Here is a 21,319-nt window from a genome sequence, read left to right as displayed (position 1 = left end):
ATTATAAACCAATCATTGAGAACATATAAATTATAGCTAAAAATAGTCATTAGCAGCGCTAAAACATTTCCATTAGCATATTTCATCAATAAAAAAACCTGAAAATTTATGACACTTATAGCTTAGAGTACGACGATTTCGGAATATATATTCCCACCATTACTTTTATTAAAAGGACCACCAGATAAATAAATCAACCGTTCTGGAATAACGAAATCACTTATACGGCATAACACTTATTTAAATACGGATATAATCTGATGACATCCCCCTCTAAAGGACTTTTTACCTTTAAGACGAAAGCTATTGTCTGGAGTCAAATCATCACCCTGGCCCTTTTACCATTAGTTACTGCCTTTTCCGCCAACGCCGCTTCACCGCAAAATAACGATGATTTACCGAATGAGCAGATGGTAAGTTCGCTCGCGAGTTCATTATCGACAAGTGGCGCCAGCGGACTTAAAAACCATGCGCAAAGTATGGCTACCGGGGCAGCATCTGCCAATATAGAACAGTGGCTGAGCCAATTTGGCACAGCCAAAGTCGCTCTTAATGTCGATAGCAACGGACACTGGGACCAAAGCGCATTCGATCTGCTCGCCCCACTTTACGATAATCGCAAAGCCGTATGGTTTACGCAGTTCGGGTTGAGAGCACCTGACGGACGCATCACGAGCAATATCGGCTCTGGTGTACGAACGTTCTATGTCGATAACTGGATGTTTGGTGGCAATATTTTTTTTGATGACGACGTTAGCGGAAAAAACCGGCGCATTGGATTTGGAGCTGAGGCGTGGACTAATTACCTGAAATTATCGGCCAACACCTATGTCGGTACTAGCCAGTGGCATGATTCTCGCGATCTTGATGACTATGATGAAAAACCGGCAGACGGTTTCGATATTCAGGCTGAAGGTTATCTCCCTGCCTGGCCGCAGATGGGCGCAAAAGTTATCTACGAAAAATACTATGGCAATAACGTTGCACTCTTCGACACCGACCATCTACAACATTCCCCCTCAGCCATCACCTTAGGCATGAGCTACACCCCTATCCCACTTATATCTTTGGAGACCCATTTTCGCCAGGGGCAGGACGCTGAGAACGACACGCAGTTCCAGATGAATGTTCGTTATGATTTAGGTCACGACTGGCGCTACCAACTGGATCCCGAAAATGTGGACGCATTGCGTACCCTGGCCGGGAGCCGCTATGACCTGGTTGAACGAAATAACCAGATAATTATGCAATATAAAAAGAAAGCTACACAGGGCGTGGCCAATCTCACGCTACAAACCATTACCGATAACTCGCCTGCCGACGGACTAACGCCGAATACTCTGCGAGTGCTGGCAACCAATCGGAACAATACACCGGTCATTAATGCGCCTGTGGTATGGTCAACCAGCGGTCAAGCAAAATTGGAGAATACCGTCACCGTCACTGACGCACAGGGGATCGCCAGCGTCAACCTGACCAATACGGCAGTGGAAACAGTCAACGTCACAGCCCAAAGCGGCGCATCTACCGTGGCGCAAGAGAGTCATTTCAGCGCCGTTAGCATCAGCAATCTGGCGCTGAAAATGACTAAAGATGGAAGCGTAGCTGACGGCAGCTCAGCAGACATCGCTGTCGCAACCATCACGGACGCCAATAATCGTCCCATAGCTAACAGCAAGATTAGCTGGTCGGTCACCGCTCCAGCCGTGGTAAAACAAGCCGATACGCAAACGGATGCCAACGGTCAGGCGCTAATACAACTAACCGCAACGCAGGCCGGTACGGCAACCATCAAAGCTAACGCAGGAAACCTTAGCGCAGAACAACAAGGTACGTTTGTCGCCAATGCGGCAAGTGCGGTAATTTCCACCTTTGCTATCGTCAAGAACAACAGTCCAGCCAACGGTATCACACCTGATGCCGCGCTGCTCACTGTAACGGACGCCAACCACAATCCCATCAGCGATACACGTGTCAATATTAGCGTCAATAACGACACGGTCATGCTCAGACCGCTGAAAGCTACCTCGGTATCATCGTCTGCGCAAACGGATAAAAACGGCCAATTACGGGTAGTCTTTACCGATACCATTGCGGAGTCGGACACACTGACAGCTAGCCTTGATAATGGTGAAACAAAAACAGCAACGGCACAGTTTGCAGCTGACGCGAAATCTGCCCAATTGCAGGATTTGCAACTCACCCAAGATGGCAGCCTTGCAAATGGCTCAATGGAAAATGCTGCGCAAGTGTATGTCACAGACGACCACGGCAACGCCCTCAGTGGCATACAGGTTAACTGGCATGCCGATAAATCAACCGTTCATTTTACCCCGTCCCCCGTCACCGATGCGTCGGGTAAAACAACTATTCATTTTACCGACACCATCGCCGAAAACGTCACCGTGACGGCTCAACTGGAGAACGGAAACCACTTGAGTGTGACCTCCAGTTTTGTCAAGGGCCAGCAAACAGCGACTATCCAGTCTCTGGTGGTTGAGCACGACAACAGCCCGGCTGATGGCGTCACTCAAAATCTGGCAACGGTGACCGTAGTCGACGAAAACGGAACCCCAATGCCCGATCAACATGTCCGGTGGGCAAGGCAAAGCGGCAACGCCAGGTTCACGCAAATAAATACGACGACTGATGCCAATGGCAGGGCATCGGGCACATTTACTGATACCAAAGCCCAAATGGTAACAATCAGCGCGACACTGGATAACAGCGCCACAAAAACGGTGCAGAGCCAGTTCGTTGCCAACAGCGCAACGGCAAAAATTGCCAGTTTTATCGTCCATCCAAACGGCAGCTTTGCAGATGGTAAAAGCACAGACATTGCCACTGTGATGGTGAACGATGCCTATGGTAATAAGATCGCCGGAGAGAATATTACCTGGCAGAGTAGCCGTAGCAGCGTAGTATTAACACCATCCGGCGCGACGGATGAAGAAGGGAAAGCCTCGGTCACAATGACGGATACCGTTGGCGGGAATGCCACCATTACGGCAATACTGGACAACGGTCAGACGCGAAGAGCAAACGCCTCATTCATTACTATCGCGGTTGGAGCATTAACCTCTGACGTAACCACACAAGATGCGAATGGACAGGCAACGATCGCCTTCACTGCCACACTCACCGCCAATGGTCAGAGCGCCAGCGCCCGAGTGCCAGACTCAGATGTCATCTTCAGTATTACAAACGGTGTCGGCACGCTCAGTGCAACTGAAGCCACCACCAACACCAGCGGCCAGGCAACCGTCACACTCAGCTCAGCAACAGCAGGTTCGGTTACCGTTAACGCCAGGTCGAAGGCGAATACCGCCGATAGCGGCCAGTCTCGCAGCGTTAGCTTTAATAAGAACGCGATAAGCCAGGTCATGATTAACGGCTTTAGTTTTGATCCCAGCGCAGGAGTCCCAACCACCGGTTTTCCTGGCGCGAACTTTCAGATATTAATCAATTATGATGCCCGAAATGCAGCCAACTATAGCTGGAGCACGAACCAGTCCTGGGCGAGCGTCGACAGCAGCGGTACCGTCACGTTTTCCGGCGCGCCTGGCACCGCGACTAAAACGGTTACCGTCAGCGCGACGCCCAAAAATGGCGCAACCGGCGATCCTCTGACCTATACCTTTACCGTCAATCGCTGGTTTGTATCCGCCGGGAAACAGACGGCCGATCAGTCTGAACCTGATGGCGTTTGCTCAGCGATGGGGATGAACGTCCCCAGCTATACGGAAATGAGCAATTCCCCTCTCGGCGGGAGTGGGCATAATGGAACGCCAGGCACGTTATACGGCGAGTGGGGATCGCTGCTCAACTACCCTACATGGACACGGGTCAGCAACGAAAACGCTGGCTGGGCACAAGAACAGGGACGTAACTCAAGAACCTATATGTTCTGGTCCAACGGGAACGTTTACGATAATGCAGGCGATCACGCCATGGATATCGCCTGCTCTCGCAGTGTGTAATAGATTGACTAAAAAAACAGAGGCGATTGTGTAATCGCCTCTGTCAGACTCGGCCACTAAAAAAGTATTTTTACGCGTTTTTCAACACTTCGCTGACGATCTCAACGGCTTCTTTTTCGATCTGTTTGCGGTGTTCTTCACCGAGGAAGCTTTCGCAGTAGATCTTGTAAGCGTCTTCCGTGCCTGACGGACGCGCGGCAAACCAGCCGTTGTCAGTCATCACTTTCAGACCGCCAATGGAAGCACCATTGCCAGGTGCCGCGGTCAGACGTGCGGTGATCGGGTCGCCCGCCAGCGTGCTGGCGCTTACCATTTCCGGAGAGAGCTTAGACAACGCCGCTTTCTGCGCGGAGGTGGCTCCAGCCTGAATTCGGTTATAGCTCGGTGCACCAAAGCGCGCCGCCAGTTCGTTGTAATGCTCTTGCGGGTTCTTGCCTGTCACAGCCGTAATTTCCGCTGCCAGCAGACACATAATGATGCCATCTTTGTCAGTCGACCACGGTGTACCGTCGAAACGCAGGAAAGATGCCCCCGCACTTTCTTCGCCGCCGAAACCAAAGCTACCGTCGAACAGACCGTCAACAAACCATTTGAAACCCACCGGCACTTCGACCAGTTTACGTCCCAGGTCGTTCACCACACGATCGATCATCGCGGAGGACACCAGTGTTTTACCCACAGCGACATCTTTGCCCCATCGTGGGCGATGCTGGAACAGGTAGTTGATCGCGACCGCCAGATAGTGGTTCGGATTCATCAGTCCAGCCGGCGTTACGATACCGTGACGGTCATAGTCCGGGTCATTGGCAAACGCCAAATCGAACTTGTCACGCAGCGCCAGCAGACCAGCCATCGCGCACTCGGAGGAGCAGTCCATACGAATGGCACCGTCTTTATCAAGATGCATAAAGCGGAAAGTCTGGTCGACCTGATCGTTAACGAGAGTCAGATTCAGGTTGTAGTGCTGAGCGATACGTTTCCAGTATTCGATACCGGAACCACCCAGTGGATCAACGCCCAGCGTCAGACCCGCTTTCTGGATTGCCGCCATATCGACGATATCTGCCAGCCCTTCCACGAAGGGTTGAACCAGGTCTTGCTCTTTAACATGACCGGACGCCAGTGCGGCATCCAGCGGGATACGCTTCACGCCTTTCAGACCATCAGCCAACAGTGCATTAGCCCTGTCCTCTACGACTTTGGTGACGTTGGTATCTGCCGGGCCACCGTTTGGCGGATTGTATTTAATGCCGCCGTCTTCTGGTGGGTTATGGGACGGCGTGATCACAATACCGTCAGCCAGCGGACCGCCTTTTTTATTGTGGACCAGGATAGCATTAGACACGGCAGGTGTTGGCGTAAAGCCGTTGTTTTCCTGCACGATGACATCAACACCGTTCGCCGCCAGCACTTCCAGTACAGAGATAAATGCCGGTTCAGACAACGCGTGGGTATCCTTGCCCACATAGCACGGGCCAGTAATCCCGTTTTTCGCACGTTCTTCGGCAATCGCCTGAGCGATAGCCAGAATATGCGGCTCATTAAAACTATGACGACCCGCACTACCGCGATGCCCGGATGTACCGAACTTCACCGCGTGCTCCGCATTCCCTGCCGTCGGTTTTAGTACATAGTATTGCGCCGTTAACTGGGCGACATTAATCAAATCACTCTGTTGTGCAGGTTGACCTGCACGGTTGTGGATTGCCATTGCCTGGTCCTTCTAATGCAAGGATTAAATTGTTCCGCAAACCTTTTCAATCAACTCCGCGGGGAATTGCATTGACTGCATGATGTGTTCAACCATGCTGCATTTACGGCCGGTATTCGTGTTGGTGATCACCCAATATGGCGTGCCTGGCACGTGTTTCGGTTTGGTTTGATTACCATTTTTCAGCAACGTCTGTTCATCCGCTGCGAAATAAACGCGCGTGCGGCCATGCAACGATTCTGTTGCTTGTGCAAACGCGTGTTGATCCAGTGAGTAAAGTGTAGACAGCACCAGCATAAAGCGATTCACTGCTTTTTTCTGTTCCGCATATTCATCGGAAAGCAGCAGTTCACGCATGGCGCGCACTTTGTCTTTCGCGGGGTTGACCGGCTTGGCTTCCACGACAGGTTGCACGGCGCGGACTTCTTTTACTACCGGAGTGACAGGCTGTGATGCGGCGGAAAACTTCAACATACGCCGTAAAATGTCGGATGCGCTCTCGCCAATATGCTTGGTGTGGCTGGCAATATAGCTATAGAGTTCATCATCAACTTCAATCGTTTTCATCTTAATCCAGTGCAATGTTTGGCTGAATACAAGTTGTCAGGACTTTACACGCTGTAGTGTAAAGGCAAATCCTAACAGCGGATAGCGTCGAGCCTGGTGACCAGCAAAACTCGGAGTAACCGTAGTTGTTGCAGCCATGTGGCAGAATGGTCAACATGATACCCTAACCCGTGAGTGTGAAAAAAAGAACTTTGCCATGAAATTGAATATCCGAGCGCAATCTGCGCAAAACCCGCACAATAATTCTCCCATCGTCCTGGTTCACGGTCTGTTTGGCAGTCTGGATAATCTGGGCATACTGGCGCGCTCCCTGGTAGCCGATCACGATATCATCCAGGTCGATATGCGAAATCATGGCCTCTCTCCCCGCTCACCGGAGATGAATTATCCTGCAATGGCGCAGGATCTGTTGGATACCCTCGATGAGCAACACATCGAAAAAGCGACCTTTATTGGGCACTCCATGGGGGGCAAAGCCGTCATGGCACTGACCGCACTGGCACCGGAACGCATCGATCAACTGGTCGCCATCGATATTGCACCGGTTGACTATCACGTACGCCGCCACGATGAGATTTTTGCCGCCATTAACGCGGTAACAGATGCCCAGGCTTCCTCTCGCCAGCAGGCCGCGAGCGTCATGCGTCAGCATGTGCAAGAAGAAGGCGTGATCCAGTTTCTGCTGAAATCCTTTGTTGACGGCGAGTGGCGCTTTAACGTTCCGGTGTTGTGGGATCAGTATCCCCATATCGTAGGATGGGAAACCATACCCGCCTGGGAACATCCGGCGTTGTTTATCCCCGGCGGTAATTCACCTTATGTGACACAAGCGTATCGCGAGCAATTACTGGCCCAGTTTCCGCAGGCCCGCGCCCACGTTATTGCCGGCGCAGGCCATTGGGTACATGCGGAAAAACCCGATGCGGTGCTGCGCGCTATCCGTCGTTACATGAGTGAGAAGGTTAACTGATTAAAAACTCAGCGTCCGCGCGCGATTACGTGCGTGGGCGTTGGCGCGCCTCCCCTGCTGATGTATTATGGCGCGCTATCCATCCGGGCAGACGCCTGGCTGATTGTTTCCCCGAAGTCACCAAGATCATGGCCAAAGAACAAACGGACCGTACGACATTAGATCTGTTCGCGCAGGAGCGTCGCCCGGGACGACCCAAAACCAATCCGCTTTCGCGTGATGAACAGTTACGTATTAATAAACGTAATCAGCTTAAACGCGACAAAGTTCGTGGACTCAAGCGTGTCGAACTGAAATTGAACGCGGATGCCGTTGACGCTCTAAATGAGTTGGCGGAAGCGCGCAACATGAGTCGCAGTGAACTCATCGAAGAGATGCTGATGACCCAACTCACCGCATTGCGCGGTCAGGCATAGTCTGAATTTCTGCTCTAAATCATAAATCGTGTAGCACAGAGTGCAGTCCCGCGTGTTTGCTGTTTCCGCATGCCTGACTGTTCTGCTATGATTGCCCTTATCCGTGGGCAATGCGCCACCACCATTTCAATAAGTTTCAAGAGGTTATTTTACTCATGGCAATCACTGGCATCTTTTTCGGCAGCGACACCGGTAATACCGAAAATATCGCAAAAATGATTCAAAAACAGCTTGGTAAAGACGTTGCCGATGTACATGACATTGCAAAAAGCAGCAAAGAAGACCTGGAAGGGTATGACATTCTGCTGCTCGGCATCCCAACCTGGTACTACGGTGAAGCGCAGTGCGACTGGGATGACTTCTTCCCTACTCTGGAAGACATTGATTTTAACGGTAAACTGGTGGCATTGTTCGGCTGTGGCGACCAGGAAGATTACGCAGAATATTTCTGTGATGCATTAGGCACCATCCGCGACATAATCGAGCCACGCGGCGCTACCATCGTCGGCCACTGGCCAACGGCGGGCTACCATTTTGAAGCGTCCAAAGGCCTGGCAGATGACGACCACTTTGTGGGTCTGGCTATCGATGAAGATCGCCAGCCGGAACTGACCGCTGAGCGCGTAGAAAAATGGGTTAAGCAGATCGCTGAAGAGCTGCACCTCGACGAAATCATCAATGCCTGATTTCGTGCGGCGTAGATATTCATCTGCGCCGCATCAATAGATAAAACCAATCAAAATAATTGCTACAAATTTGTAACTTTTTCGCCTGACCCTGTACAATGGCTGGATGCCAATCGGGTATTGCACAGTGTGTTTGTTGGTGATACCACGTTTTGATTAACAATATTTGCCAGAGACTTGCAGTTTTCATTTAGGCATGGCAGTTCTATAATGATACGCATTATCTCAAGTGCAATTTCTGTCACTTCTGTTAATGAAGTGAACCGTTTAGCTACAGGACAGATTCCGCATGACTGACAACAATACCGCATTAAAGAAGGCTGGCCTGAAAGTAACGCTTCCTCGTTTAAAGATTCTGGAAGTTCTTCAGGAACCGGATAACCATCACGTCAGTGCGGAAGACTTATACAAACGCCTGATCGACATGGGTGAAGAAATTGGTCTGGCGACCGTGTATCGCGTGCTGAACCAATTTGATGATGCCGGTATCGTGACCCGCCATAATTTTGAAGGTGGTAAATCCGTCTTCGAACTGACCCAGCAACATCATCACGATCACCTGATTTGCCTTGACTGCGGCAAAGTGGTCGAATTCAGCGATGACTCCATCGAAGCGCGTCAACGTGAGATTGCGGCTAAACATGGTATTCGTTTAACTAACCATAGCCTCTATCTTTACGGTCACTGCGCTGAAGGCGATTGCCGCGAAGATGATCATGCGCACGACGCCAAATAATGTGATGCTTTCTGAAAAGCCAACCTTACGGTTGGCTTTTTTTATAGACGCAATCTGACCTTTCTCCCCTTCCTTCCAACTCAATGTTGCTTTACTTTAAAACTCACCTTGCCTTCATCGGAGAGTCGAAATGGAACTTCGCCAGTTACGCTATTTTGTGCGCATTGTAGAAACCGGCAGCATGGGTAGCGCAGCGCTCGACCTCAATATCGGTGTTTCGGCGCTCAGTCAGCAAATGACCCGCCTGGAAAACGAACTCGCCATACGTCTGCTGCAACGGACTTCTCGTGGCGTGACGCCCACCAGCGCTGGACTGGCCTTTTACTCTCAGGCACAACTGGCATTACGCCACGCAGACGATGCCATCCTTGCGGCACGGGAGGCCAGACTTTCCGGGCACGTCAGCGTCGGCATGGCACCCAGCACCGCTTCCGTTCTCGGGATGCCTTTCATCAACGCTATGCGGGAAAGCTATGCCGATGTCCGCCTGCATGTAGTGGAAAGTCTCTCTGGCAATCTGGAACGAATGATTAATACCCGTCAAATTGATTTGGCCGTGGTCTTTCAGAAGGAAAAAATCCTGCGCTGGAGCGCCAGAGCAATTCTTGAGGAACAGTTATTTTTGATTGGTACTCATAACTTGCTGGCAGGTATTGCGGATGACACTATCGCCCCTGCCGAACTGGTTAATATTCCATTGATAATGCCAAGCCCAGGACATGGTCTGCGCGGCAGACTGGATGCTATCAGCCAGGAGCATGCGCTGAACATTGAGATCGCCACAGAAATTGACGGCCTGACGCTACTGATGCACGCCGTTCGCAGCGGAATTGGTGCAACACTTCAGCCTGGCGCGGCAATTTCCCATCTTGATAAAGAGACATTAAGAGTGGTCGGCATCCATAATCCCATACTTAGCCGCCCCAACTTTTTGGTCAGCCTTTCTGACGATGAACTCACCCCAGCAGGCCTCGCTGCCCGTGTGGTACTCACCAAAGTGATGCATCAACTGGTGGAATCTGGACGCTGGCCAGGTGCTACCCTTTACAATAATTAAAGGGCTGTTTAGCATTACGTCATAGCGTCCCCACAACTTACTCGTATACATTTTAATTACAAACTTAACAATTGGTTAAGTGGTAATGGAGTCTGCGATGGTTGATGTTCTGGTGATTGGCGGCGGCAATGCAGCACTATGTGCCGCTTTAACCGCCAGGGAGCAAGGCGCTTCGGTATTGCTGCTTGAGGCGGCCCCGCGTGAATGGCGCGGAGGGAACTCCCAACACACGCGTAATTTACGCTGTATGCATGATGCGCCACAGGATGTACTGGTGGAGAGCTATCCCGAAGAGGAATTCTGGCAGGACCTCTGGCGTGTAACGGAAGGTAATACCAACGAAGCACTGGCTCGGCTGGTGATCCGTACCTCTTCCCAATGCCGCGACTGGATGCGCCAGCACGGCGTTAACTTTCAACCGCCACTTTCTGGCGCTTTGCATGTCGCGCGAACGAATGCCTTCTTTATGGGCGGAGGAAAAGCACTCGTAAACGCCTATTATCGCAGCGCAGAAAAACTGGGGGTGCAAATCCGCTATAACACACCAGTCCAGGCACTTGAACTGCATAATGGCAAGTTCGTGGCAGCACTGGCAGGTGCAGAACGCATTCCGGCAAAGACCTGTGTACTTGCTGCTGGCGGGTTTGAATCTAACCGCGAATGGCTGCGAGAAGCATGGGGTGAAAATGCCCGCGGTGAATGGCCAGCGGATAACTTCCTCATTCGCGGCACGCGCTTTAATCAGGGCGTACTACTCAAATTTATGATCGATGCCGGCGCGGACATTATCGGCGAGCCCTCGCAATCACACTGCGTGGCGATTGATGCCCGGGCTCCCTTATATGACGGCGGAATTTGCACCCGGGTGGACTGTGTCTCTCTGGGCATCGTAGTGAACCGTGATGCAGAACGATTTTATGATGAAGGCGAGGATTTCTGGCCAAAACGTTATGCAATCTGGGGACGTCTGGTTGCCCACCAGCCCGGACAAATTGGTTACTCCATTATCGACAGTAAAGCGATCGGTCACTTCATGCCCCCGGTTTTTCCTGGTGCACAGGCCAATACGTTAGCAGAGCTGGCACGTCAGTTGGGACTGGATACTGAGCGCTTTACCCATACTGTCATGCAGTACAACAGCGCCTGCCGGCCAGGGCACTTTGACCACACCACACTGGATAACTGTGCAACACAAAATCTGACACCGGCAAAAACACATTGGGCGCGACCACTGGATACGCCACCTTACTATGGCTATGCCTTACGTCCGGGGATCACCTTCACCTACCTGGGGTTAAAGGTGAATGAACACGCCGCGGTGCATTTTGCAGGGCTTCCAAGTCGCAATCTGTTCGTCGCCGGGGAGATGATGGCGGGCAACGTGCTGGGAAAAGGCTACACCGCAGGTGTGGGCATGTCGATAGGGACCACCTTTGGTCGTATTGCCGGAAAAGAAGCCGCTCTGGCAGCACGTGAGGAGGCTCATCATGAAACAGCTTGAGAGATTAATTATCGAAGCGAAAATGCTTACCGAGCCAGAAGCAGAAGTTGAACGAGTCATGCAAGTTTGCAATGCCTGCCGCTATTGCGAGGGTTTTTGCGCCGTTTTCCCGGCGATGACTCAGCGTCTGGAATTCGGAAAAGCGGATATCAACTATCTGGCCAATTTGTGCCATAACTGCGGCGCCTGCCTGCACGCGTGTCAATACGCACCGCCCCATGAATTTGCCATCAATGTGCCGAAAGCAATGGCAGAAGTAAGGCTGGAAACCTATCAACACTATACGCAACCCGCCACTTTTGGCGCGCTTTATCGCCGGGCAGGCATGACCGTAACGCTGTCGCTGGTTTTCGGCCTGATCCTGTTTTTACTTCTTGCCATGGGGTTAAAAGGCTCCCTGTTCCATCCTCCGCTGGCTGGAGATTTTTATCAAATTTTCCCGCATAACCTGCTGGCATGGATGTTTGGTTCAGTCTTTATTCTGGCGATGGGTCTGCTCATGGCTGGCGTTTTCCGCTTCTGGCGGGAGATTTCTCCGGGGATGCCGCGTTCTGCTGACATTGTTGAAGCCTCACACAATGCACTGACGCTGAAATATCTCGATGGAGGGCACGGTAAAGGGTGTAACGAAGCGGATGATGCTTTCACCCTGATGCGCCGCCGGTTTCATCACTTCACTTTCTACGGTTTTATGCTCTGTTTTGCCGCCACCGTCGTGGCGACAGGCTACCACTATTTCGCTGGTATCGAAGCCCCCTACCCGTTTTTCAGCATCCCGGTAATCCTTGGCACATTGGGCGGTATTGGTCTGGTGATCGGACCTGCAGGCTTGCTATGGCTGAACTTTAAACGCTCACCGCTACAGGGCGACGCAAGGCAAAAGCCGATGGACCGCGGTTTTATCCTGTTGCTGCTACTGACGAGTCTGACAGGCTTAGCGCTGTTGGCAGGCAGAGATACCTCATGGATGGCTATTTTGCTTGCTATTCATCTTGGTGTCGTCATGGCGCTATTTCTGACCATCCCATACGGAAAATTTGCCCACGGATTCTACCGTTGTGCGGCATTACTCAAGTGGGCAATTGAAAAACAACGCTAAAATGCAAACGGGCGAAGATATCTCTCCGCCCGTTCTTGTTCATACCACGTTTTATTTCGCCGTATTATTACTGCGAATTTCCTGCCAGACCTTATCGCAATCGGCCTTAACGGATTGATCGTTACCCGTACGCGTTGCCTGGATACACTGCTGGTAATCCAGAACGCGCACGCTTTCTTCATTCGCAAACTGCTGGTGCTGTTTTTCTTTCTTCAGCACATTCAACACACTTTGGCAGGCCTCGATTTTCTCCGGCGAGCCCTGTGCGGTATTGATACAAGCGCTGTAGGCTTCCTTAAGACGGCTATCTTCTTTCGGCGCGGGTGATTGCGCGCAGGCAACCAGCCCTGATGCCATGACGGCGATGAGTATCAGCTTTTTCATAACACACTCCTCAACAAAACGGCAGGCTTGCGGCCTGCCGCTGTCGGCATTAGAAGATGGTGAACGGAGCAATAACGATGAATTTCACGTCACGCTCATCCTGGAAGATGTTACCGTAACCACCGCCCCAGCTTGGAATATCTGAATGGTTGTCGTACTGGGTGAAGTGCAGTTTAAACATAGTGCCCTTCGCACGGCCGTCCTGCAGGGTATAGACCGCATCCAGGCTGTAAGACGACTCTTCGATAGTACGATTTTTGTCGTAGTACGCATCCGGGTTGAGCTGCCAGGTTGCCGGTTTAGCATCCCACGCGTAAACGTATGATGCACCCACAGCCCAGCCAGGCAGGTTCCAGTTCTTCAGGTCATACATCGCACCGAAGAACACGGCCTTTTCACCGTTGGCGTTGAAGTCAGAGCGGTTATCCCACCAAACGTCCAGACGACCGTTTGAAGACGCATAGGTCGGGGTCATACGCTGCAGGAAGTAGCCCTGCTGCCCGTCAGCTTTAACCCAAGTCCCTTCCAGTCGCAGATCAACGACTTCTGCCACTTTGTAGCCGAAGGTCAGTGCCTGCAGCCAGGCCGTGCCATCATAAATGTCGTTAACAGTGCGGTCATCTACCTTATCGCGGGCACCGTAGAACTGGTAGCTGGTGGTAAACGGATTACCGCCTAAATCAAATTTGTAGCTGGCTTTGGCGAAATACTGATCGACGTAGCCTTCAGACTGACCGAATGCCGCTTCCAGCAACAGGTTATTTTTGAAGTCATACTTTGCGCCGATTGAATGGAGGTAATCAACTTTGGTCTTTTTATCGGCCTGATAGAATTTATCGACTTCGGTGTGCCACGGTGCTTTATACTCGTTGGCCCACATATAGGAGAAGCTCAGCGCACCCGCATCACCATAATCGAAGTTGGCACCGGCTTCAGCCCCCTGATAGGTGCCAGGCATAAAGCTCCAGTGTGGTGCCAGCAGAGTTTGCCCGGTTGGCTGAATATAACCAGCGCGCGCCCAGGTCGGGCCAAACTTAAATTTAGCTGCCGCTTTATACAGGCTAATCCCGCTCTTATCGCCGGAGTAATCTTCGTCATAGCCTTTATTTTTTGAAGAGAATGCGATTTCGTTTGGATGGCCACTTTCGCTACTTTCGTTCATTTCAATAGCGGTAAATGCTGCGACATCAATACCAAACATATCAGCCGCATAACCGGACTGGAAGTCGAGGTTTGCGTTCCAGGTGGAGTGAGAAAGGTTAGTCTTGTATTTGTCATGATCGGTAACGTCTTTACGGTCGCGCTCACGCTGCCAGTAATAAATGCCACCCGTTAAGGTAGAGTCATCAATAAAACCTTCGGCGTGAACCTGAGGAGCGACAACAAAACCCGACATTGCTGTGATACCGGCGATAGCCAGCGCCAGCGTACTACGTTTGCCACTAAACGTACGCATATGTTAATCCTCTTTGACGTATAACCCTTCGTCTTTCAAGCTGCATCTGCGTTGGCTTTCCTCGCTCATCCCAGTCACGTACTGATGTACGCTCCCGGGAATTCGCTGCGTCGCCGCCTTGATGCAACTCGAAATCCATTGGGTATTAAATGCTGCCGATAAAAGCGGTCAGCGAAAAAGCAAAAATTAAAAAAGTAGCGCTGAGAAAACCTCATTGACTACAATGAATAGACTATTTTTCGCGACGCGAATTATCAATCTCTTTCTGTAACGAGTATGTAATAGTATGAGCAACTGCACATATTTCATTGCTTTCTGTTACATTTTCATCGGGAGATAAAAAAGCGTTAAAAAAATGAAAAAACCGCTTGTTTTCCATGAAGATGAAATCGGTTTCAGTCCAGAGTGGCTGATAACCCAAGGTTTTTGTTAGAAAAATATAAACGACAAAAATCATTCCTGAATAACAATTATTTCGCTGCGCAAATAGAGTCTGCTAACCATTTTCAGGCGAAAAAAAACGCCGCAGAGTGCGGCGTTTGAAAGGATGCGTAACGACGGTTTATTCGCCTACTTTAGCCCATGTATCGCGCAGACCCACGGTGCGGTTAAACACCAGTTTGTCAGCTGTTGCATAGCGGCTGTCGAGGCAGAAGTACCCTTCACGCTCGAACTGGAACGCTTTACCAGCAACCGCGGCCTGTAGCGAAGGCTCACCATAGCCCTGTTTAATCACCAGCGACTCTGGGTTAATAACGGACAGGAAATCTTCCGCAGCACCCGGGTTAGGTACACTGAACAGACGATCGTACAGACGGATTTCAATCGGCAGCGCATGAGCCGCACTTACCCAATGAATAACGCCTTTTACTTTACGGCCATCGGCCGGATCTTTGCTCAGCGTGTCAGCATCGTAGGTGCAGAAAATAGTCGTGATATTCCCTTCCGCATCTTTCTCTACGCGCTCGGCCTTGATCACGTAAGCATTACGCAGACGGACTTCTTTACCCATCACCAGACGCTTATACTGTTTGTTGGCTTCTTCGCGGAAATCGGCCCTGTCGATCCAGATTTCACCGCTGAACGGTACTTCACGGCTGCCCATTTCCGGCTTGCTCGGATGGTTAGGCATAGTGACCAACTCGCTTTCGCCCTGTGGGTAGTTTTCGATAACCAGTTTCACCGGATCGATAACCGCCATTGCGCGCGGTGCGTTTTCGTTCAGATCTTCACGGATGCAGGATTCCAGAGAAGCGATTTCAATGGTGTTATCCTGTTTGGTCACACCGATGCGTTTGCAGAATTCACGAATTGCAGCAGCCGTGTAACCACGACGGCGCAGACCCGAGATAGTCGGCATGCGCGGATCGTCCCAGCCTTCAACGTGCTTATCAGTCACCAGCAGGTTCAGCTTACGCTTGGACATCACGGTGTATTCCAGATTCAGGCGCGAGAACTCGTACTGGCGCGGGTGAACCGGAATGGTGATGTTATCCAGCACCCAGTCGTACAGACGACGGTTATCCTGGAATTCCAGCGTACACAGTGAATGTGTGATGCCTTCCAGCGCATCGCTGATGCAATGGGTGAAGTCGTACATCGGATAGATGCACCACTTGTTGCCAGTCTGATGGTGTTCAGCAAACTTAATGCGGTACAGCACCGGGTCACGCATCACGATAAACGGCGAAGCCATATCGATTTTCGCACGCAGGCAGGCTTTACCTTCTTCAAAACCACCGGTACGCATTTTTTCAAACAGCGCGAGGTTTTCTTCAACGCTGCGATCGCGGAACGGGCTGTTTTTACCAGGCTGAGTCAGCGTGCCACGGTATTCACGGATTTCGTCGGCGGACAGTTCGTCGACATACGCCAGACCTTTGTTAATAAGCTCTACCGCGTAAGCATGTAGCTGATCGAAGTAATCCGAAGAGTAGCGAATATCGCCAGTCCAGTGGAAACCTAACCATTCAACGTCGTTTTTAATCGATTCAACGTACTCGATATCTTCTTTAACCGGGTTCGTATCATCAAAACGCAGGTTGCACTGGCCCTGGTAATCTTGCGCAATACCAAAGTTCAGACAAATGGATTTCGCGTGGCCAATGTGCAGATAGCCATTTGGCTCCGGCGGAAAACGGGTATGGATAGTGGTGTGCTTACCACTGGCCAGATCTTCATCGATGATCTGACGAATAAAGTTACTCGGGCGGGCTTCAGCCTCACTCATCGTGGATTCCTCAAAGCGTAAACAACGTATAACGGCGTATGATCTTATAAGCAGGACTGACTGACAACCTTTAGTTACGCAAAATACGTATCAGACAGCTATTATGCGGGCAATTGCTGCAAAAAAAAGCGGCGGAGGATTATCCCCCGCCGCTGTTAATCATCTCATCGTGCCGGATGGCGGCGCTTACGCCTTATCCAGCCTACGAGCAATTACTTACCTTTAATCTCATACAGTGGTGTTTGACCGGCAACCACATGACCTTCGGCTTTAACAACCAGACCACCGAAATCATCGCTATTGCTGCAAACAACCGGACTAATCATGGAACGTGCGTTCGCGTTCAGGTATTCCAGATCCATTTCCAGAATCGGTTGACCTGCTGCAACAACCGCACCTTCTTCAACCAGACGTTTAAAGCCTTTACCTTCCAACGCCACGGTATCGATACCCATATGGACCACGATTTCCGCACCTTTTTCTGTTTCCAGACAGAACGCATGGTTGGTGTTGAAGATTTTCACAATGGTACCCGCTGCTGGAGAAACCACGATTTTATCCGTTGGTTTTACCGCCACGCCGTCACCTACTGCTTTGCTGGCGAAGGCTTCATCAGGCACTTGCTCCAGTGCAACCACATCACCGGTAATCGGAGAAACCAGCGCTTCAATGGTGGCTGCATTCGCTACCGCCTGCGGTTTTGCAACCGGGGCAGCCGCTGCCGGAGTACTGTCAGTAGACGCTGCCGCAACCGGGCCACGTGCCACAACTTTCTTCATTTCGTCGCCGATAGATTCAGCTTTCGCACCCACGATGACCTGAATAGTTTGTTTGTTCAGCTTAACCACACCCGATGCGCCTAAACGTTTGCACATCGCATCATTTACGCGGGCAGAATCGCCAACGGTCAGACGCAGGCGGGTGATACAGGCATCAATCGCTTTCAGGTTATCCGTACCGCCAACCGCCGCAATGTAGTTGGTTGCCAGTTGAGCTAAACCTTCTTCGGTATTGCTGTTCGCTTCGTCAGTAACAATCTCGTCTTCTTTATCTTCACGACCCGGCGTTTTCAGGTTAAACATACGAATAACCGCGCTGAACAGGACGAAGTAAATAACGAAGAACACCAGACCCATGACGACCAGCATCCAGACGTTCTTACTTGCAGCCGGCAGGTTGTACATCAACACGTAGTCAATAGCACCTGCGGAGAAGGAGAAGCCGGCGTGAATCCCCAACAGCGTCGCAACGAACAGGCTGATACCTGTCAGAACAGCGTGCAAGAGGTACAGCAACGGAGCCAGGAACATAAACAGGAATTCCAGCGGCTCGGTAACACCGGTCAGGAATGCGGTGATAGCAACGGACAGCAGCATACCGCCGACCATAGGACGACGTGCTTTCGGCGCGGCGAAGTACATCGCCAGTGCCGCACCCGGCAGACCAAACATCATGATCGGGAAGAAGCCAGACATGAACATACCCGCAGTGCCGTCACCCGCGTAGAAGCGGTTGATATCACCATGGAATACTGTGCCTGCAGCGTTAGTGAATTCACCAATCTGGAACCAGGCGATGGTGTTCAGAACCTGATGCAGACCGGTTGGGATCAGCAGACGGTTGATGAAGCCAAAAATACCGGAACCCAGCGCGCCAGCGCCCACGATCCACTCACCACCCGCATGGATGGCGTTCTGCACCGGCGGCCACACGTAGCCGAAGATAGCAGCCAGCACCAAGCAGAAGAAGCCCGTGGCGATAGGTACAAAACGTTTGCCACCGAAGAAACTCAGGAAATCAGGCAGTTTGATGCCAGACCAACGGTTATACACAGCGCCGCCGACCAGACCGGTGATGATACCTGCCAGAACGCCCATGTTGATCGCTGGGTTAATGGTAACCATTGCTTTGGTCAATATGAAATAACCAACCGCACCTGCCAGCGCTGCCGCACCCGCGCTGTCTTTAGACCAGCTGGAAGCCACACCGATAGCAAAAATTAACGCGAGGTTATCAAAGATAGCCCCACCCGCTTGCGCGATGAAGGGTACGTTCAGTAAATCTGGTTGGCCGAATCGCAGCAACAGTGCCGCGACTGGCAGCACCGCGATGGGGAGCTGTAACGCCCTACCCAGCCGCTGGAAAAAACCTAAAATATTCATTTTATTCCCCCTACGAGACCCCGATTAGGCTCCTTTGAAGCCATATTTTTATTGTGCGACCATTCCTAACTGCAACAGCAAGAGATTTTGGAACAACAACATTAACCATTCATCTACATTCAGAGTGTGTGAAAAATTAATTCGTATCGCAAATTAAAAGCGTGTTTTTTGTGATTCCAATCACCAAATATCGTTATTAACCCTCCCTTACACTGGCTAACTACGAAAACTTATTTTATCATTCAAAAAATCGAAACGGATTGATCCTTACCGATGCAAAACCAGGTTACGCTTAATACTGCACAGAGACTCAATCCGCCAACTGCTTACATTTACTTTTGAGGTGAAGAATGAGACTGATCCCCCTGAATACCGCTGAACAAGTCGGCAAATGGGCTGCTCGCCATATCGTTAACCGTATTAACGCGTTCAAACCAACGGCAGATCGTCCGTTCGTTCTGGGCCTGCCAACTGGCGGTACTCCGCTGACTGCCTATAAAGCATTAGTCGAAATGCACAAAGCGGGCCAGGTGAGCTTCAAACATGTTGTCACTTTCAACATGGACGAATATGTTGGCCTGCCGAAAGAGCATCCAGAAAGCTATCACAGCTTTATGCACCGCAACTTCTTTGATCATGTTGATATCCCAGCAGAAAACATCAACCTGCTCAATGGTAACGCGCCGGATATTGATGCAGAATGCCGTCAGTATGAAGAGAAAATCCGTTCTTACGGTAAAATCCATCTGTTTATGGGCGGCGTAGGTAACGATGGTCACATTGCGTTCAACGAACCCGCTTCATCTTTAGCTTCCCGTACTCGTATCAAAACGCTGACCCACGACACCCGCGTAGCAAACTCACGCTTCTTTGACGGCGACGTAAGCCAGGTGCCTAAATATGCACTGACCGTAGGCGTGGGCACCTTGTTGGATGCTGAAGAAGTGATGATCCTGGTGCTGGGTCACCAGAAAGCCCAAGCGCTGCAGGCGGCTGTTGAAGGTAACGTTAACCACATGTGGACTATCAGCTGTCTGCAACTGCATCCGAAAGCGGTTGTGGTCTGCGATGAGCCTTCCACTATGGAGCTGAAAGTGAAGACGCTGAAATACTTTAACGAGTTAGAAGCGGAAAATATTAAAGGTCTGTAATGATGTCTCCGCCCTGCCGAAAACGTGCAGGGCGGCATTTTTTTGAAATCGGGGGTCGGAATGTATGCTTTAACCCAGGGCCGGATTTTTACCGGTCACGAAATTCTTGATGACCATGCGATTGTTGTCGCCAATGGCCTGATCGATAGCGTTTGCCCACTGTCTGAATTGCCGCCAGGGATTGAACAACGCTCACTGAATGGGGCCATTGTCTCCCCCGGTTTTATTGATGTGCAGTTAAACGGCTGTGGCGGTGTACAGTTTAACGATACGGCAGAGGCCGTTACCGTTGAGACGCTGGAAATCATGCAGAAAGCCAATGAAAAATCTGGCTGCACCAACTATCTGCCAACGCTAATCACCACCAGCGATGACCTGATGAAGCAGGGCGTTCGCGTCATGCGTGAATACCTCGCTAAGCATCCAAATCAGGCATTAGGGCTACACCTTGAAGGTCCGTGGCTGAATCTGGTGAAAAAAGGTACGCATAATCCGAGCTTTGTCCGCCAGCCAGACGCTGCGCTGGTCGATTTCCTGTGCGATAATGCGGATGTCATCACCAAAGTGACGCTGGCGCCTGAAATGGTTCCTGCCGAAGTGATCACCCAACTGGTGAATGCAGGTATCGTGGTGTCTGCGGGCCACTCTAACGCGACGCTGAAAGAAGCAAAAATCGGTTTCCGTGCAGGCATTTCCTTTGCAACACATCTGTTCAACGCGATGCCTTATATTACCGGCCGCGAACCAGGTCTGGCAGGTGCGGTTCTTGAGGAGGCCGATATTTATTGCGGTATCATCGCCGATGGCATGCATGTTGACTATGCCAACATCCGCAATGCCAAACGCCTGAAAGGTGACAAACTGTGCCTGGTGACCGACGCAACTGCACCGGCGGGTGCAAACATTGAACAGTTCATTTTCGCTGGTAAAACAATATACTACCGCAATGGACTGTGTGTTGATGAGAACGGCACGCTGAGCGGTTCATCATTAACCATGATCGAAGGTGTACGCAATCTGGTTGAACATTGCGGTATCGCACTGGACGAAGTCCTGCGTATGGCAACGCTCTACCCTGCTCGCGCCATTGGCGTCGACAAACAACTCGGCAGTATCGCGCCAGGCAAAGTAGCCAACCTGACCGCGTTCACGCACGACTTTAAAATTATCAAGACCATCGTTAATGGCAACGAGGTCGTTACTGAGTAAGAGA

17 protein-coding genes are annotated in these 21,319 nt (G+C 51.0%); 11 read left to right on the top strand and 6 right to left on the bottom strand.

Features of this window, described 5'->3' with window-relative positions:
• The first annotated feature begins 260 nt into the window (after positions 1–260).
• Positions 261–3,980, top strand: coding sequence for an Ig-like domain-containing protein (locus NNN64_RS12595; protein WP_271441590.1), 3,720 nt, complete (start codon positions 261–263; stop codon positions 3,978–3,980).
• Between the two features lie 70 nt (positions 3,981–4,050).
• Here NNN64_RS12595 and pgm read toward each other — a convergent pair whose 3' ends face one another.
• Together pgm and seqA are read right to left on the bottom strand one after the other, a co-directional pair.
• Positions 4,051–5,691 (bottom strand): phosphoglucomutase (alpha-D-glucose-1,6-bisphosphate-dependent), encoded by a 1,641-nt coding sequence (gene pgm / locus NNN64_RS12590; protein WP_271441589.1) that lies wholly within the window; start codon positions 5,689–5,691, stop codon positions 4,051–4,053.
• A gap of 24 nt (positions 5,692–5,715) precedes the next feature.
• The gene (gene seqA, locus NNN64_RS12585; protein WP_271441588.1) at positions 5,716–6,258 is read right to left on the bottom strand and encodes a replication initiation negative regulator SeqA; all 543 of its coding nucleotides are present in this window, start codon (positions 6,256–6,258) and stop codon (positions 5,716–5,718) included.
• Positions 6,259–6,454: 196 nt separating this feature from the next.
• On the opposite strand from seqA, the gene ybfF reads away from it, so the two are divergent.
• The 8 genes from ybfF to tcuB all read left to right on the top strand — a co-directional run bounded on the left by ybfF (position 6,455) and on the right by tcuB (position 12,723).
• Positions 6,455–7,228 (top strand): esterase, encoded by a 774-nt coding sequence (ybfF, locus tag NNN64_RS12580; protein WP_271441587.1) that lies wholly within the window; start codon positions 6,455–6,457, stop codon positions 7,226–7,228.
• Between the two features lie 128 nt (positions 7,229–7,356).
• Positions 7,357–7,644 (top strand): LexA regulated protein, encoded by a 288-nt coding sequence (gene ybfE, locus NNN64_RS12575; RefSeq protein ID WP_042310165.1) that lies wholly within the window; start codon positions 7,357–7,359, stop codon positions 7,642–7,644.
• A gap of 155 nt (positions 7,645–7,799) precedes the next feature.
• Positions 7,800–8,330 carry a flavodoxin FldA gene (gene fldA / locus NNN64_RS12570; RefSeq protein ID WP_005121401.1) on the top strand — a complete coding sequence of 177 codons (531 nt, stop codon included), beginning with the start codon at positions 7,800–7,802 and terminating at the stop codon, positions 8,328–8,330.
• Between the two features lie 210 nt (positions 8,331–8,540).
• A complete protein-coding gene (locus NNN64_RS12565; protein WP_100247215.1) occupies positions 8,541–8,627 on the top strand; it encodes a ryhB-regulated fur leader peptide in 87 nt (28 codons plus the stop codon).
• Positions 8,620–9,066, top strand: a complete 447-nt coding sequence (gene fur / locus NNN64_RS12560; RefSeq protein WP_271441586.1) for a ferric iron uptake transcriptional regulator — start codon at positions 8,620–8,622, stop codon at positions 9,064–9,066. The genes NNN64_RS12565 and fur overlap by 8 nt, the downstream gene beginning before the upstream one ends.
• 130 nt (positions 9,067–9,196) lie before the next feature.
• Positions 9,197–10,123: a tricarballylate utilization LysR family transcriptional regulator TcuR gene (gene tcuR, locus NNN64_RS12555; RefSeq protein WP_271441585.1), complete on the top strand. Its 927-nt coding sequence runs from the start codon at positions 9,197–9,199 to the stop codon at positions 10,121–10,123.
• Between the two features lie 97 nt (positions 10,124–10,220).
• On the top strand, positions 10,221–11,624 hold the full coding sequence (gene tcuA, locus NNN64_RS12550) for an FAD-dependent tricarballylate dehydrogenase TcuA (protein ID WP_271441584.1): 1,404 nt from the start codon (positions 10,221–10,223) through the stop codon (positions 11,622–11,624).
• The gene (gene tcuB, locus NNN64_RS12545) at positions 11,611–12,723 is read left to right on the top strand and encodes a tricarballylate utilization 4Fe-4S protein TcuB (RefSeq protein ID WP_271441583.1); all 1,113 of its coding nucleotides are present in this window, start codon (positions 11,611–11,613) and stop codon (positions 12,721–12,723) included. The genes tcuA and tcuB overlap by 14 nt, the downstream gene beginning before the upstream one ends.
• Positions 12,724–12,774: 51 nt before the next feature.
• Here the strand turns inward: tcuB and chiQ are convergent, their stop codons facing one another.
• The 4 genes from chiQ to nagE all read right to left on the bottom strand — a co-directional run bounded on the left by chiQ (position 12,775) and on the right by nagE (position 18,955).
• On the bottom strand, positions 12,775–13,107 hold the full coding sequence (chiQ, locus tag NNN64_RS12540; protein WP_005121405.1) for a ChiQ/YbfN family lipoprotein: 333 nt from the start codon (positions 13,105–13,107) through the stop codon (positions 12,775–12,777).
• Positions 13,108–13,156: 49 nt separating this feature from the next.
• Entirely contained in the window at positions 13,157–14,563 is a 1,407-nt protein-coding gene (chiP, locus tag NNN64_RS12535) for a chitoporin ChiP (protein ID WP_137384491.1), read from the bottom strand.
• Between the two features lie 562 nt (positions 14,564–15,125).
• The gene (gene glnS / locus NNN64_RS12530; protein WP_137384492.1) at positions 15,126–16,793 is read right to left on the bottom strand and encodes a glutamine--tRNA ligase; all 1,668 of its coding nucleotides are present in this window, start codon (positions 16,791–16,793) and stop codon (positions 15,126–15,128) included.
• Positions 16,794–17,005: 212 nt separating this feature from the next.
• The gene (gene nagE, locus NNN64_RS12525; protein WP_271441582.1) at positions 17,006–18,955 is read right to left on the bottom strand and encodes a PTS N-acetyl glucosamine transporter subunit IIABC; all 1,950 of its coding nucleotides are present in this window, start codon (positions 18,953–18,955) and stop codon (positions 17,006–17,008) included.
• A gap of 350 nt (positions 18,956–19,305) precedes the next feature.
• Between nagE and nagB the strand changes: the two genes are divergently transcribed.
• Positions 19,306–20,106, top strand: a complete 801-nt coding sequence (nagB, locus tag NNN64_RS12520; protein WP_003022803.1) for a glucosamine-6-phosphate deaminase — start codon at positions 19,306–19,308, stop codon at positions 20,104–20,106.
• A gap of 60 nt (positions 20,107–20,166) precedes the next feature.
• A complete protein-coding gene (gene nagA, locus NNN64_RS12515; protein ID WP_271441581.1) occupies positions 20,167–21,315 on the top strand; it encodes an N-acetylglucosamine-6-phosphate deacetylase in 1,149 nt (382 codons plus the stop codon).
• Positions 21,316–21,319: the final 4 nt, after the last annotated feature.

It is taken from the genome of Citrobacter sp. Igbk 14 (genome assembly GCF_028069825.1).
Classification (GTDB): Bacteria; Pseudomonadota; Gammaproteobacteria; order Enterobacterales; family Enterobacteriaceae; genus Citrobacter.
The sequence above is the reverse complement of the archived record's forward strand: the minus strand, read 5'-3'. Positions and strand labels throughout refer to the sequence as shown.